Genomic DNA, 13974 nt, shown 5'->3' on the forward strand with positions numbered 1-13974 from the left:
ATTTTAAATGGCGCTTGCTGAGACTGCTATCTTGATGATTCTACTATCACCTGCGAAGAAATTGGATTATCTATCCCCTTTTACTAGCATAAAGCATACTCAAGCGCGTTGCTTAACTGATTCACAAATATTAGTTGAACAATTAAAAGCTTACGCACCCCAGCAACTGGCTGAGCTTATGCATCTCAGTGATGAACTCGCCCAACTTAACTTCGAACGTTATGCACAGTGGCAACTACCTTGTCAGTTAGACAATGCAAAACCAGCAATGTTTGCTTTTGCTGGAGATGTTTACACTGGTTTAGCTGCTTTAGACTTGGATCCAACAACCTTGAACTATGCTCAAGAACGCTTGCGGATTTTGTCTGGCTTATATGGTTTATTGCGCCCCTTCGATTTGATCCAACCCTATCGGTTAGAAATGGGTACGGCGTTAAAAACAGCTCGTGGTCACAACCTCTATGAATTTTGGGGTGAAAAGCTTACCAAAATTTTAGATGCAGATTTACAAGCTTTAGGCGAAGCTAGCTTATTAAATTTAGCCTCAGCCGAATATGCTAAAGCCATTCAACCCAAACACTTATCTCAAAAGCTTATTACCCCAATCTTCAAAGATTGGAGTCGAGGGCAATATAAAGTGATTAGTTTTTTCGCTAAACGCGCCCGTGGCTTAATGGCGCGCTTTGTACTTCAGCAGCGAATTACCTGCTTAGAACAAGTTTTGGCGTTCAATGCAGAGGCCTATGCCTATAATCCAAACTTGACTCAGCACCCCTATCAACCTGTATTTACCCGCAAAATTTTTTAAATCCTCACTTTAACTTAGTTTCACAGGAGTTTGGCTATGCACAACAGCTATAAAAAACTGGGATGGATAATTACTCTATTTATCTTTATGCAATCAGCCGCTTGGGCACATACGGGTGCGGGTGCGATTGGCGGTTTTATGAGCGGTTTTACCCATCCTTTATATGGCTGGGATCATGTGGCAGCCATGGTAGCGGTCGGTATTTTAGGTGCATTTTTAGGCCGCCCAGCTATTTGGCTATTGCCTGTGGTGTTTCCAGTAGTGATGGCTTTGGGCGGTGTGTTAGGCATTTTAGGTATACCGTTACCTGGGATTGAACCGGGTATTGCCATTTCCTCTATTGTCTTAGGTAGCTTAATTGTCTTAGCAGTACGTCCACCTTTATGGGTCGCGGCAGTCTTAGTAGCTAGTTTTGCTATTTTTCACGGTTATGCGCATGGCGCTGAACTACCGAATGCAGCGAATCCTTTAGCTTATTCTGCAGGCTTTGTCATCTCCACAGGACTATTACACTTATGCGGTATTGCCATTGGTGAGTTAATTCGTTGGCCTTGGGGAAAAGCAGTGGCCCGAACTGTAGGTGGTGTGATTGCTTTGACCGGTATCGGCTTCCTGACAGGCGTATTGTGAGTTCTTTTTTCTGGCAAGGTTGCCTGCACCCTTTGATTGTGCCCGCACATCTAATGGTCATACTGGCATTAGGCTTATTACTGGGTCAACAGACACCTAGGACTATTCGTACTAGTTTAACCGTGTATGTAGTGAGCCTAGGTGGAGCATTACTTTTAACTCGTGTTTTACCCCGCTTAGGACAGGGAGAACTGAGCTTATTAGTGCTAGCTTTGAGTTTAGGGGTATTAGTGATTCTGAAGCTCAAAATCAATCTTGCTTTAGTTATAACTTTGAGTATGAGTGCAGGCATTTTGATTGGTTTAGATTCTAGAATAGCCAATCTCCCCGGCCTCAGTGCTAATAAAATCTATCTACAGTTATTAGGTACAGCACTTAGTGCTTCACTGCTTTTAAGTCTCCCTACATTGATCAGCTTTTATCTTAATAAACTCTTAGACGGGATTGCGGTCAGAGTTATCGGTGCATGGGTGACGGCTGGTTCATTAATGGTCTTAGCTTTACTCTTGCATGGTCTATTACAAGCTAGCAACTCATAAAAGGACGTTTCCACGTGTTTCAGGTAGTTAAATTGAGCATCCGAGCTTTCAAGCACATTATGGCAAGCCTATTGATAGTCGTTTTGATACAGACAGCACAGGCTGATGGCTATCATTATCAGCTCAAAACGAGTGCTAAATTTTTAGCAAATACCACTGGTGAATTAACTGCTATCCAGCTAGCTTGGACTTATGCCCCAAATGAAGGCCAGCAGTTATTAGCGGATAAAGATTTATCCGTAGCTCAAAAAGAGGCCACACTAAAAACTTTGGGCAAAGCCATGTTGGATGATCTTTTTGAATCGGGTTATTACACTCAATTGGCTATTAATGGCCAGCCCGTGTTATTAAATAAAGTACAAACTTATAGTGTGAGAGTTGGTGCTGATCAAAGTCTCACTTTAGACTTCACTTTACCCTTAAAAACACCGACTAAACTCTCTACAAAGCAGCTGAGTTTAAAATTAGTTGATCCTGATGGTGTCGCTACCTTGGTATTTAATAAACCGCCTGAACTAGCTTTAGAGGCAAGTTTAGCCAAAATGTGTACTCTACCCAGCCTGAGTGAAGAAACCTTAAAATTACCCAATGGTCACCAACCTAGCGTGCCTACTATTCAATTTAGTTGTAAATAAGTTAATAAGGGCAGTTCTAACTGCTTTTCAGTTTATATAAGGAATTTCAAGGTGAGACTTTTTACCCAATTAATACGCCCCTTATTAGGGCTTGCTGCAAGTGCTACTCTATTAAGCTTGGCTACACCTGCCTTGGCTGATGGCTTTCATTATCAAATTCAAGCAGCGACTAAGTTAGTGAGTAACTCTGCTGGTCAACTCAATGCTGTCGATATGGTTTGGACTTATGACCCTGAATTGGCTGCGATTTTATTAGAGGATGAAGACTTATCCGAAGCGAATAAAGCCGCTACGCTTAAGCAACGCGCCAATGATATTTTGGTAGACCTGTCTAAACTCGGTTATTTCAGTCAATTAACTGTTGATGGTCAAGCACTCAGCTTCAGTGAAGTTCAAGATTACACTATGGTACTCAACCCGGATCAAAGTATGAGTCTAAGCTTTCATGTCCCGTTGAAAGCTCCAGTGATCGTAGCCGGCAAGAAAGTCAGTTTGAGTTTGGCTGATCCAGATGGGGTTGCAACTCTATTTTATAAAAACCCAAGCGATGCAAGCTTAGATGAACATTTAGCAAAAACTTGCTCTACACCAAGCTTAAGTAAGATCACTAATAGCATGCCGAATGATCACAAAGTAGATGTCCCCACGGCACAAACTGAATGTAAATAAACTTAACCGCAGCGCTTAGAGTCTAAGCGCTGTTTACTAAACTATCACTAAACTAATAGCGATCACTGCTCCAGCCACCATAATGAGGGCGATGGTGCTCACCACGACGCTCATTATCATTGCGTTCACGCCAAATATCACGACTAGCTTGATTCAAGCGGGCTACTAAATCATTTCGCTCCTGTAGAGTGAGACAACCATCTCTACGCATACGCTCCTCTATCGAGGCAATATGATCTTGTTGAGCTAATAAAGACTCCATTTCCGAGCGTGTCAAATCACCTTCTTGACGACCTGCATAAATTTGACTGGACTGTCCAGCTTGCATTTGATCCACTTGATGCCCAGGCACACAGCGAGGTGGTGGTTCGTAATAGCGGGGTGGTGCATAGCGAGGGGGTACAGGTGGCACCACATGAATACTAAAATGCCCTCCTGGGTTTCCATAATATTCGGGTTGTTCCCAATCATTATTTTCATACATATAATTTTCTGCACTAGCTAAGCTGCTCAAACACAAACCTGCTACTACTAAACTCAACGATAAAGCTTTCTTAAACATACTCCACTCCTTAACTCAGCCTTAGGCTGCTTTTCCTTGGGGTTAGGCAGTTAAACACTTTTAATTTGCTTACCAAGGATCATCAAGACCCTTAATAATTGCTGAATTTATTATGAAAATCAGGCTGCTGTTATGCCATAACAACCGCTAGTCTATTTAATAAAAGGTTTATTTGAGTTGTTTGGAATTTAATAACAGCTGAAAATTCCAGCGGATTGGCGGTGCAGGTTGCAATGACTAAAAAACAAATAAGTTATTGTTTATATTAAAAATAATTAACTGTTATTGTATAACAAGACTAAGTTATCGAATAATCTAAACCATGCTGTTAGGCTTAAGGCTTTAATAAAACTGGCTAAATTAAATAGGGCAACCCAAGGGAGAGCGATAATGAAAAAACTAAACTATAGCCTGCTAATTCCAATACTAGTCGGCATGCAGGTCAATGCTTATGCATTAAGCTGTGAAGTCGAGTTTCGGGCTAAACGTGATGTGCAAGAAACGCATTGGTTTGGCAATGTGGAACGACCTGAATTTAGATCAGGTACAGTTGCAGGGATAGGTGAGAATCCCCGTGATTGTGAGCGGGATGCTTTAGCACCCATTATTGAAGAAGGCTGGCAAATTACTTTTCAACGTACCCGAATTAATCAGACTGAGGGCTAGTGCGGCTCGGTCTCATCTTCTAATACATGGATATGGGCAGCTTCCATATCCAACCAATAGCCTTTCCCACGTCGATTCTGAATTAAACTTTTTTCTAATAAACGCGCCCCCAATTCCTCTCGTAAGCGCTTAATCAATTGCGTGCCATTGTCACCGGGTAAATCAGCCGGATGTAAGGGCAACTCGGCTTGACGCTTTGCTACTAACTCGCGCAGGGTTTGCATCTGTGCACGATTTAGCTCTAACTCCATCTGATTTAAACGTAAACGATTGCCACTCAAAAAATCCAACCGTTCTACTACTAAGCCTTGTTCACGCCATAGCGCCAAACGGCGTTTATCCCGACTCCAGCCATACATTTGTACCCCAAATAGAATTAAGGTAAGCACTAAAGCAGCGATTAATATACCAATCAAGGTGGTCATAAACTCAAAGGTCAGCGCGACAAAGCGCACATACTCCTCGAAGCTTTGCTCCTCAGTAATGGCACTACCCGCAGGGTATAAAGGCGAGGCTGAGAAATTCAGCAGTGAAAAGATCGCTATCCCCACTAAAGCGATAATGGACAGAAGCAAAATTAAGGCAATCACTAAAGAGAAATAGGAATGCCCGAATAGTTTGCTGAACTTATCTTTCATAGCTGCCTTATTATTAACCTTGCTGTGCTAGGCTTGGAGTAGCGTCTTAGCCATAGGTTCCTTAGCAGCCAATTAGCTCAGGGACTAACTGTATTATTCACCAAAGGATCACCCTTGAGACGTCTCACCACACTATCTACATCCACATGTTGTTCATTATTCAGGATGGTATTGTTGTCAGTCCGTACATCAATCGAGCCATTGCCACGATTCGCCTCCACCCGATTGTAGCCTGAGTTATCCCAATAATACTTAAAGCTCAGAAATCTGGCATACACTGGCTTGGCACAATCCCAATCTTCTAAATTCCAATCGACCCGTTTACCAATTTCTACTGCCCCACCAGGGCCATTGTCCTTGATCAAGTTATTGCGAATTAAATTACGCTCAGCATCAAAAGTCCGTGGAACATAATTAGGATCGGTATGAAACTTTTCGCCACAATTAGAATATAAATGCACGCCACCTCGAGCATTACCTTGCAAAGTATTCCGTGCAATTCGATTATCATAACTGCCATCTACTGCAATGGCTTCACGTAGACCACGCCCTTTTCGGGGTATGCTTTGTGAGTCTAGATAACCACTATCGGTAATCACATTATCGACTACTACATTACCAAAGGAGGCTATCCCCAGAGTCACAGCCGGGCCTTGTGCTTTGGTAATCGTACTATTTTTCAATGTAACCCGATTATTGCCTACCCAAATATAAACGGCTGAGCCATGCGGATTGATAAAATTAAGATTATCAATCGTGACATTACTAGTGGCCGTCTGTTGGATATAAGGATAATAGTTTTGTGGATTAGCCCTTAAGGCTTGTAAATCTTCTTTGGTTAGGATGCGATTGATAAATAAGGCCGTACCGTAACCCTTAATGGTGCCATTCTTAATCCCGACATTCCGGGTCGGATTTTGTGGATTGCTAGTTAAAAAATTAATAGCTATCGCTAGACTCTGACTAGTTAAGGTAGCTCCATTCAAATCTAGCGTGACATTTTGCACATTCTCAAACACAAAGCGCGTATCCGTGAGATTGCAACCAGCAGGTAAAACCATATTCGTTTTTACCTGCACCGTCTGACCATTCAAATTGGCACAAACAGGCTCTGCCCTATTACTCTTTGCAAAGCAAGGCTGAGCCAGAAACCCAATACTAAGAAGAAGTAAACCTAGTTTATTTAACACAGCAGCACCTAAGTGAAAGGATTAACTATTTTCAGTTTAGCTAGAACTCTACAACATCCGCTTCAGAAACTCCCCAGTAAATGAGCCTTTAGTTTTTGCGACTTGCTCGGGTGTACCAACTGCAATAATTTTCCCGCCACGGCTACCACCTTCAGGGCCTAAATCGACGACCCAATCCGCTGTTTTAATCACATCCAGATTGTGCTCAATCACCACGACGGTATTACCGCCATCTCTTAAACGATGTAGCACTTTTAACAGCTGATCAACATCGTGGAAATGTAAACCAGTGGTTGGTTCATCAAGGATATAAATGGTTTTTCCCGTTTCGCGCTTAGAGAGTTCTTTAGCTAATTTGACCCGTTGTGCCTCACCACCTGAAAGAGTAGTGGCATTTTGGCCGAGTGTAATATAAGACAAGCCCACATCAATTAAAGTTTTCAGCTTGGTATAAATCGATGGGACGGCAGCAAAAAATTCACAGGCATCCTCTACCGTCATCTCTAAAACTTCGCTGATATTCTTACCTTTATAGCGCACATCTAAAGTTTCACGGTTATAGCGCTTACCATGGCAAACTTCACAGGTGACATACACATCTGGCAAGAAATGCATTTCGACTTTAATCACCCCATCACCCGCACAAGCCTCACAACGCCCTCCTTTGACATTAAAGGAGAAACGTCCGGGCTGATAACCCCGCGACCGTGCTTCTTGAGTCGCCGCAAAAATATCCCGAATCGCGGTAAAAACTCCCGTATAAGTCGCTGGATTGGAGCGTGGAGTGCGCCCAATCGGGCTTTGGTCAATATCAATAATCTTGTCGATTTGCTCGACACCTTCCACTGCTTTAACGGGTGCTACTTCCACACTGCTATCGTGTAAATGCCGCGCTAAATAAGGGTAAAGGGTGCGATTAATCAGCGTCGACTTTCCAGAACCGGAAACCCCTGTAATACAGGTCAATAAGCCCAAAGGAATCTCTAAACTAACATTTTGCAGATTATTCCCCGTAGCACCTACTAGTTTAATTAAACGTTCCGGATTAACCGGCGTCCGCTGCTTGGGAATTTCAATCCGGCGCTGACCACACAAAAACTGCCCCGTCACTGACTCAGGGACTTCAGCCACGTCTAATGGTTTGCCTTGAGCAATAATTTGCCCACCATGCACCCCCGCCCCTGGGCCTATATCAAGTACAAAATCCGCACTACGAATCGCATCCTCATCATGTTCGACCACAATCACCGTATTACCTAAATCACGCAGCCGGAATAAAGTACGCAATAGACGATCATTATCACGTTGATGTAAGCCAATCGAAGGCTCATCAAGTACATACATAACCCCAACTAAACCCGCGCCGATTTGTGAAGCTAAACGAATCCGTTGTGCTTCTCCACCGGACAAGGTTTCTGCACTACGACTTAAAGTTAAATAATCCAAACCGACATTGACTAAAAACTCTAAACGCAAACAGATTTCCCGAATGATTTTTTCGGCAATTTTGCCCTGAGTACCCGGCAGAATTAAATCGCGGAAAAAAGCATGTGCTTCGCCAATCGGCAATAAACTTAAGCTGGGTAAATTCTTTTCCGCTACTAACACATTGCGTGCCTGCTCATTTAAGCGTGTACCTTGGCAATCGGGGCAAGGACGACTGGATAAGTATTTAGCTAATTCCTCCCGCACCATATTCGAATCCGTATCTCGATAGCGACGCTCTAGATTATTGATGACGCCTTCAAATTCATGGCTACGCTGATAAACCTGCCCTTTTTGCCCAATATAAGTGAAGTCAATTTTATCTTTACCGCTGCCATACAGAATAATTTTGCGGGTAGTTTCGGTTAAGTCTTTCCACGGATCATTCACATCAAAACCGTAGTAATCCGCCAGCGAAGTCATCATCTGAAAGTAATAGGCATTGCGTTGATCCCAACCACGCACAGCACCTTCAGATACACTTAACTTCTCACTTTGAATCACTCGCTCGGGATCAAAATATTGCTTTACCCCTAAACCATCACAGGTTGAGCAAGCGCCTTGGGGGGCATTAAAAGAAAATAGTCGTGGCTCTAACTCGGGTAATGACCAACCACAATGCGGGCAGGCGTAATTTGCAGAAAAGGTAAACTCTTGCCCTGCACCGGCTTCCATCGGCGCAATCACCGCTAAACCTTCAGAAAGCTTCAGGGCGGTTTCAAAGGATTCGGCTAAACGGAGCTGTAAATCTTCACGGACTTTAAAACGATCTACAACCACTTCAATCGTATGCTTTTTACGCAGCTCTAATTTAGGTACATCTTCTAAATCATAGACTTGCCCATCCACCCGCACGCGCAAAAAACCTTGTAACCGCAAAGACTCAAGCAGTTGCACATGCTCACCCTTACGCTCGCGAATCACCGGGGCTAAGAGCATCAAGCGCGCTTCTGCAGGTAGGGCTAGGACTTGATCCACCATTTGACTCACAGTCTGTACTTGTAGATCTACATGGTGCGTTGGACAGCGTGGAATGCCTGCACGTGCAAATAACAGGCGTAGATAATCGTGAATCTCCGTGATCGTACCAACGGTAGAGCGTGGATTATGTGAGGTAGTTTTCTGTTCGATAGAAATCGCTGGCGATAAGCCTTCAATATGATCAAGATCGGGCTTATCCATCATCGATAAAAACTGGCGAGCATACGCTGACAACGACTCTACATAGCGACGCTGACCTTCAGCGAAAATCGTATCAAAAGCTAAAGACGATTTACCCGAACCGGACAAGCCAGTAATGACAATCAACTGATCACGTGGCAGATCCACATCAATATTTTTTAGATTATGCGTACGCGCTCCACGCACGCGGATGTACTTGTCCATGGGGGTTTGCAAGCCTAAACCAAACAAAAAACGAATCTTAACAGGTTTAGTGAGTGGCTGGCATTATCTGTTTAAAACTTACTGTTTTAGTTTTTTTATTAGGCGTTTTAATTTAATGATACCCACCTATTATCTGCTGAGTTTTGCCTTTAAACAGATCAATTTGCATGTACTGAAAAGCCCCTGCATATACTGAGCCAATACCTAGAGTTTGTTAATTTCTAGCAATTTATCCAAACCTAAGGAGGTGAGAAATGGATATTCAAACAAGACGCGGGCAAAACACCATTCTTCCCCGTCAACCTGATACACAAGCACAAACCTTACAAGCTGGACAACGTTTAGATCAGTTTAGTGGACGTAACCAAGGCTTTAACTTCAGTGGTGGTGGGAATAGCCTTCAACAATTAGTCCTGCAACTGATACTGCAATTATTAAATCAATTAAAAAATGGCGGTGCTAACCCAGAACCTAAACCTACCAAGCCTGACCCTGGGGTAGTACAACCAGTATATGGTGCAGTAATTGACCCGATTGATGACCCTGTGATTCAACCCGTTTACGGAGTGGTGATTGATCCCATTGGCGGCGGTAGTGTACAACCTGTGTACGGTGCAGTGATTGACCCGATTGATGACCCTGTGATTCAACCCGTTTACGGAGTGGTGATTGACCCCATTGGCGGCGGTAGTGCGCAGCCGGTTTATGGGGCGATTATGGATACAAGCAAGTAAGCTAATTAAACTAAGAATAATAACTGGGACGCTCTATGGAAACAGCATTATCTTCTTCGCAATCTTACCAACCTCGTCAGCGTAAGTGCTACGCCGTCTGGGAGATTACGCTTAAATGTAATTTGGCTTGTACCCATTGCGGATCACGTGCAGGCGATGCGCGCTCGAATGAACTAAGCACCGCAGAAGCCTTAGATTTAGTTCACCAAATGGCCGATGCAGGTATCACGGAAGTTACTTTAATTGGTGGTGAGGCTTATCTGCGCAAAGATTGGTTAGAGATTGCTCGGGAGATTGTCAAGGCTGGGATGGTGTGTTCCATGACCACAGGTGGTTATGGTATTAGCCTTACTACTGCAGAGCGCATGAAAGCTGCGGGCATTAATCAGCTCTCAGTTTCAGTCGATGGGATGAAAGCCACGCATGATCGTTTGCGTGGCAAACTGGACTCATGGCGACAAACCTTCACAACCATGCAGCATTTGCGCACAGTTGGCATTCCCTTTGGCGCAAATACCCAAGTGAACCGTTATTCTGCTCCAGAATTTGCCTTAATGTATGAAGCTTTATTAAAAGCCGGTGCACAAGCTTGGCAAATTCAAATGACGGTTCCAATGGGCAATGCAGCGGATAACTCCGATATGCTGCTGCAACCCGCTGAACTGATTAATTTCCATCCTTTGCTGGCTTATTTGGCGCAGCGTGGGCATCACGAAGGCTTGATTGTTCAGCCGGGGAATAATTTTGGCTATTACGGCCCTTATGATCGCTTGCTGCGTAGCTTCGGGCGTAAAAATAATGAATGGGCATTTTGGCGCGGCTGTTCCGCTGGCCTAGCTACCATTGGTATTGAGGCAGATGGGATTATTAAAGCCTGCCCCTCTTTACCGACTTCCGCTTATTCTGGTGGAAATATTCGTAATCACTCTTTAGCGGAAATTCTCACTGAACGTGAAGAACTAACCTTTAATTTGAATGCAGGCACAGCGGAAGCCACTGCGCATTTATGGGGTTTTTGTAAGACCTGTGATTTTGCTGAACTCTGTCGTGGTGCTTGTAATTGGACGGCGCATGTATTCTTTGATAAACGCGGTAACAATCCCTACTGCCATCATCGCTCTTTAGTAAACGCTGCCAAAGGTATTCGCGAACAGCTCAACATGAAGCGCCAAGCAAGCGGCCTACCTTTCGATAATGGCGAATTTACTATTACTGAATTGCCTTTCGATGCCACATGGAGCAACGATCCGCTCCATTTCACTTTAGACCAAGTGCAATGGCCAAGCGCTTGGGAAAAAGAGGTGCCAATGATTTTGGAACGTTTACAGAATGAAATTGGCAAAAATATAGAGAACACTCAAATGGCCTTAGGCATTAAAGCTAGCAATTTGGAGCGGAAAAATACATTTTTCGCTAGCCTAGGCAGCTAGTACCCCTAGCATCAATGATTCTTGATGATTAAAGAATGCATAAGAACTCACCGAAGACTGCACATTCGTTGCACACGGTGAGCTTATCTTAGCTAACTAATCGAACTGTATAGAGAATCAAGATGCATTACTTAATCGCCTATACCAGCATTTTTCTAGGTGCTTGTTTGTCTTGTGGGCTTGGGATCATGGTCATTAGCCATAGCTCAAACCTTGCTAGTATTACCTCTTTAGCACCCTTTGCAGGTACTGCCGCAGTTCTCAGTGCCTTACTGCTGACCAAGGCTTATTTATACTTTTTGCAAAAAAATCAAATGGGCCGGCTATTTCTCTTAAGTTTGGCCGGAATTCTTTTAGCAAACCTACTCTTTGGGATTTTATTTACCTGCCATATTGTCTTTGTAACTGATAATTCACCCATCATAATCAAAGAATTTTTCGGCTTTGTTAGTTTAGTGACGGTTATTTCCGCAGTTTTAGGGCTAGTTCCAAATTGTTTATTTATGCTGGGATTTAATTTAGTCGCAAATCATCTGCAAAAAAGAACTCACACTCAATCCATGGCCACGTCTATTTAAAACCTTGTTTATACCTAAAATACTAAGCCGGCTGCTTGGTTGATTCTCCTAAATTAAAGATTTAGGCTCTGCAAGTATAATAAGACACTGTTATTAACAATAAGCACTGCCTTAAAATTGCTTAAATAGCAGTTTGTAAACTCAAAGCCACCGCTTCCGCGACTTTAATCCCATCCACGCCCGCGGATAGAATCCCACCTGCATACCCTGCGCCTTCACCCGCAGGATATAAGCCCTGCACATTTAAACTTTGGAAATCTTGTCCACGCGTAATCCGGATCGGTGAAGATGTGCGGGTCTCGACTCCGGTAAGAACAGCATCATATCTAGAAAAACCCTTGATTTGCTTTTCAAAGGCCGGCAAAGCCTCTCGCACCGCATTGATGGCATAATCGGGTAAACTGGTAGCTAAATTAGTCAAATGCACACCCGGTTGGTAGGAAGGCTCGACCCCTCCCAATTGCTTGGAAGGTAAATTTTTCAGAAAATCGCCGACTAGTTGCGCAGGCGCTTGATAAGACTCTCCACCTAATTCAAAGGCACGCGACTCCCAACGGCGCTGAAACTCTAAACCGGCTAACACATTACCTGGATAATCCTCAGGCGAAATACCCACCACAATCCCTGCATTCGCATTGCGCTCAGCACGCGAATACTGGCTCATGCCATTGGTCACCACACGTTTTTCTTCTGAAGTTGCTGCGACCACCTGCCCACCTGGACACATACAGAAGCTATACACGGAGCGTCCATTTTTGGCATGATGCACCAGTTTATAATCAGCAGCCCCGAGTAACTCATTACCTGCATGCTTCCCAAAGCGAGCTTGGTCAATTAAGGTTTGTGGGTGCTCAATCCGAAAGCCGATTGAAAAAGGCTTAGCTTCCATAAAGACTTCACGCTCAAACAGCATTTTGAAAGTATCACGGGCGCTATGTCCTAGCGCTAAAATCACATGATCACTGCGTAATTCCTCGCCATTCGCCAACACGACCCCACGCATCTGACCCTGTTCAATCAGTACATCGGTCACATGCTGTTGAAAACGGATTTCTCCCCCTAAAGCTTCAATCTGGGCACGCATATTTTCGACCATTTTCACCAAGCGGAAAGTGCCAATATGCGGCTTACTCACGTATAAAATTTCTTCAGGGGCACCCGCTTTCACAAACTCAGTTAAAACCTTGCGCCCATAATGTTTTGGATCTTTGATTTGGCTGTAGAGTTTGCCATCAGAAAAAGTCCCTGCGCCGCCTTCCCCAAACTGCACATTCGACTCCGGATTCAGCACACCTTTACGCCATAAGCCCCAAGTATCTTTAGTGCGCTCCCGAACCTTTTTACCACGCTCCAAAATAATCGGCTGAAAGCCCATTTGTGCGAGTACTAAACCCGCCATAATTCCGCAAGGACCGAAGCCAATAATCAGCGGCCGATGTGGTAATTGTTTAGGGGCTTGCGCAACAAACTGATAGCTCGTATCTGGACTCACTGAAACATGTGGGTCTTTTACAAAGCGCTTGAACAACTCAACTTCGTTGGCTACCTCTACATCCAAGGTGTATACCAAGATAATGGCATCCCGTTTGCGCGCATCGTAACCGCGTTTGAATACTGTGAAGCTGCTTAAGTCAGAGGATTTAAGGGCAAGCTTGTCTAGGATCGCGGCATTTAAGGCTTCGGGACTATGGTCGATGGGTAGGCGGATTTCGGTTAGGCGGATCATGACTGGGTTTCAAACTTAGTCGAGAAAAACGCGAATTGTAAGCTATTTGTAAGGAAATATCCGCTAACAAGCGGCTGGAGACTCTGCAAAAACTTTATTATCAGTAGCTTATTCAAGTCAGGCTTTGATCAGTTTATTCCTAAAATCACAGTTTACTACAAGGAGGGGAGTTGCTACCTCCGATCCAAAATTTTTCACCAATTTTACAGATTAAGTAAAATACAAAATATTATTTGGTTTAAAAAATAGATAAAACCTTACTCGATTTAATTGGAGATTAAGTATAATTTTTTTGAGA

Annotated in this window: 14 protein-coding genes; 9 read left to right on the forward strand and 5 right to left on the reverse strand. The window is 43.7% G+C overall.

Annotated elements, in window-relative coordinates; genetic code table 11:
• The first annotated feature begins 7 nt into the window (after nucleotides 1-7).
• The 5 genes from yaaA to Q0230_RS04320 are packed head-to-tail and all read left to right on the forward strand — an operon-like array spanning nucleotide 8 to nucleotide 3281.
• Entirely contained in the window at nucleotides 8-808 is an 801-nt protein-coding gene (yaaA, locus tag Q0230_RS04300; RefSeq protein ID WP_298608527.1) for a peroxide stress protein YaaA, read from the forward strand.
• 36 nt (nucleotides 809-844) lie between these two features.
• The gene (locus Q0230_RS04305; protein WP_298608529.1) at nucleotides 845-1438 is read left to right on the forward strand and encodes a HupE/UreJ family protein; all 594 of its coding nucleotides are present in this window, start codon (nucleotides 845-847) and stop codon (nucleotides 1436-1438) included.
• Entirely contained in the window at nucleotides 1435-1977 is a 543-nt protein-coding gene (locus Q0230_RS04310) for a HupE/UreJ family protein (protein ID WP_298608530.1), read from the forward strand. The genes Q0230_RS04305 and Q0230_RS04310 overlap by 4 nt, the downstream gene beginning before the upstream one ends.
• Before the next feature lie 14 nt (nucleotides 1978-1991).
• Entirely contained in the window at nucleotides 1992-2612 is a 621-nt protein-coding gene (locus Q0230_RS04315) for a DUF1007 family protein (RefSeq protein WP_298608532.1), read from the forward strand.
• A 51-nt stretch (nucleotides 2613-2663) separates the two neighbouring features.
• Nucleotides 2664-3281: a DUF1007 family protein gene (locus Q0230_RS04320; RefSeq protein WP_298608534.1), complete on the forward strand. Its 618-nt coding sequence runs from the start codon at nucleotides 2664-2666 to the stop codon at nucleotides 3279-3281.
• 52 nt (nucleotides 3282-3333) lie between these two features.
• Here Q0230_RS04320 and Q0230_RS04325 read toward each other — a convergent pair whose 3' ends face one another.
• The gene (locus tag Q0230_RS04325; RefSeq protein ID WP_298608537.1) at nucleotides 3334-3843 is read right to left on the reverse strand and encodes a hypothetical protein; all 510 of its coding nucleotides are present in this window, start codon (nucleotides 3841-3843) and stop codon (nucleotides 3334-3336) included.
• A gap of 390 nt (nucleotides 3844-4233) precedes the next feature.
• On the opposite strand from Q0230_RS04325, the gene Q0230_RS04330 reads away from it, so the two are divergent.
• Nucleotides 4234-4509, forward strand: a complete 276-nt coding sequence (locus tag Q0230_RS04330) for a hypothetical protein (protein WP_298608540.1) — start codon at nucleotides 4234-4236, stop codon at nucleotides 4507-4509.
• Here Q0230_RS04330 and Q0230_RS04335 read toward each other — a convergent pair.
• The 3 genes from Q0230_RS04335 to uvrA all read right to left on the reverse strand — a co-directional run bounded on the left by Q0230_RS04335 (nucleotide 4506) and on the right by uvrA (nucleotide 9208).
• Entirely contained in the window at nucleotides 4506-5147 is a 642-nt protein-coding gene (locus tag Q0230_RS04335) for a hypothetical protein (RefSeq protein ID WP_298608542.1), read from the reverse strand. The genes Q0230_RS04330 and Q0230_RS04335 overlap by 4 nt on opposite strands.
• A 77-nt stretch (nucleotides 5148-5224) precedes the next feature.
• A complete protein-coding gene (locus Q0230_RS04340) occupies nucleotides 5225-6208 on the reverse strand; it encodes a right-handed parallel beta-helix repeat-containing protein (protein WP_298608545.1) in 984 nt (327 codons plus the stop codon).
• Nucleotides 6209-6385: 177 nt separating this feature from the next.
• Nucleotides 6386-9208: an excinuclease ABC subunit UvrA gene (gene uvrA, locus Q0230_RS04345; RefSeq protein WP_298608547.1), complete on the reverse strand. Its 2823-nt coding sequence runs from the start codon at nucleotides 9206-9208 to the stop codon at nucleotides 6386-6388.
• A 254-nt stretch (nucleotides 9209-9462) separates the two neighbouring features.
• On the opposite strand from uvrA, the gene Q0230_RS04350 reads away from it, so the two are divergent.
• The 3 genes from Q0230_RS04350 to Q0230_RS04360 all read left to right on the forward strand — a co-directional run bounded on the left by Q0230_RS04350 (nucleotide 9463) and on the right by Q0230_RS04360 (nucleotide 11950).
• Nucleotides 9463-9942: a hypothetical protein gene (locus Q0230_RS04350; RefSeq protein ID WP_298608549.1), complete on the forward strand. Its 480-nt coding sequence runs from the start codon at nucleotides 9463-9465 to the stop codon at nucleotides 9940-9942.
• 35 nt (nucleotides 9943-9977) lie between these two features.
• Nucleotides 9978-11372 (forward strand): radical SAM protein, encoded by a 1395-nt coding sequence (locus Q0230_RS04355; protein WP_298608551.1) that lies wholly within the window; start codon nucleotides 9978-9980, stop codon nucleotides 11370-11372.
• 122 nt (nucleotides 11373-11494) lie between these two features.
• On the forward strand, nucleotides 11495-11950 hold the full coding sequence (locus Q0230_RS04360) for a hypothetical protein (protein WP_298608553.1): 456 nt from the start codon (nucleotides 11495-11497) through the stop codon (nucleotides 11948-11950).
• 121 nt (nucleotides 11951-12071) lie between these two features.
• Here the strand turns inward: Q0230_RS04360 and Q0230_RS04365 are convergent, their stop codons facing one another.
• A complete protein-coding gene (locus tag Q0230_RS04365) occupies nucleotides 12072-13676 on the reverse strand; it encodes an NAD(P)/FAD-dependent oxidoreductase (protein ID WP_298608556.1) in 1605 nt (534 codons plus the stop codon).
• Nucleotides 13677-13974: the final 298 nt, after the last annotated feature.

Origin of the sequence: uncultured Thiothrix sp. (assembly GCF_937876535.1) — a bacterium.
GTDB lineage: Bacteria > Pseudomonadota > Gammaproteobacteria > Thiotrichales > Thiotrichaceae > Thiolinea.

Bases quoted from the DNA above. Each gene is read 5' to 3' on its own strand.
- Q0230_RS04335 (WP_298608542.1), bottom strand. From the start codon at position 5,147: ATGAAAGATAAGTTCAGCAAACTATTCGGGCATTCCTATTTCTCTTTA.
- Q0230_RS04365 (WP_298608556.1), bottom strand. From the start codon at position 13,676: ATGATCCGCCTAACCGAAATCCGCCTACCCATCGACCATAGTCCCGAA.
- Q0230_RS04360 (WP_298608553.1), top strand. From the start codon at position 11,495: ATGCATTACTTAATCGCCTATACCAGCATTTTTCTAGGTGCTTGTTTG.
- yaaA (WP_298608527.1), top strand. From the start codon at position 8: ATGGCGCTTGCTGAGACTGCTATCTTGATGATTCTACTATCACCTGCG.
- Q0230_RS04355 (WP_298608551.1), top strand. From the start codon at position 9,978: ATGGAAACAGCATTATCTTCTTCGCAATCTTACCAACCTCGTCAGCGT.
- Q0230_RS04350 (WP_298608549.1), top strand. From the start codon at position 9,463: ATGGATATTCAAACAAGACGCGGGCAAAACACCATTCTTCCCCGTCAA.
- Q0230_RS04330 (WP_298608540.1), top strand. From the start codon at position 4,234: ATGAAAAAACTAAACTATAGCCTGCTAATTCCAATACTAGTCGGCATG.
- Q0230_RS04305 (WP_298608529.1), top strand. From the start codon at position 845: ATGCACAACAGCTATAAAAAACTGGGATGGATAATTACTCTATTTATC.
- uvrA (WP_298608547.1), bottom strand. From the start codon at position 9,208: ATGGACAAGTACATCCGCGTGCGTGGAGCGCGTACGCATAATCTAAAA.
- Q0230_RS04340 (WP_298608545.1), bottom strand. From the start codon at position 6,208: ATGGTTTTACCTGCTGGTTGCAATCTCACGGATACGCGCTTTGTGTTT.
- Q0230_RS04325 (WP_298608537.1), bottom strand. From the start codon at position 3,843: ATGTTTAAGAAAGCTTTATCGTTGAGTTTAGTAGTAGCAGGTTTGTGT.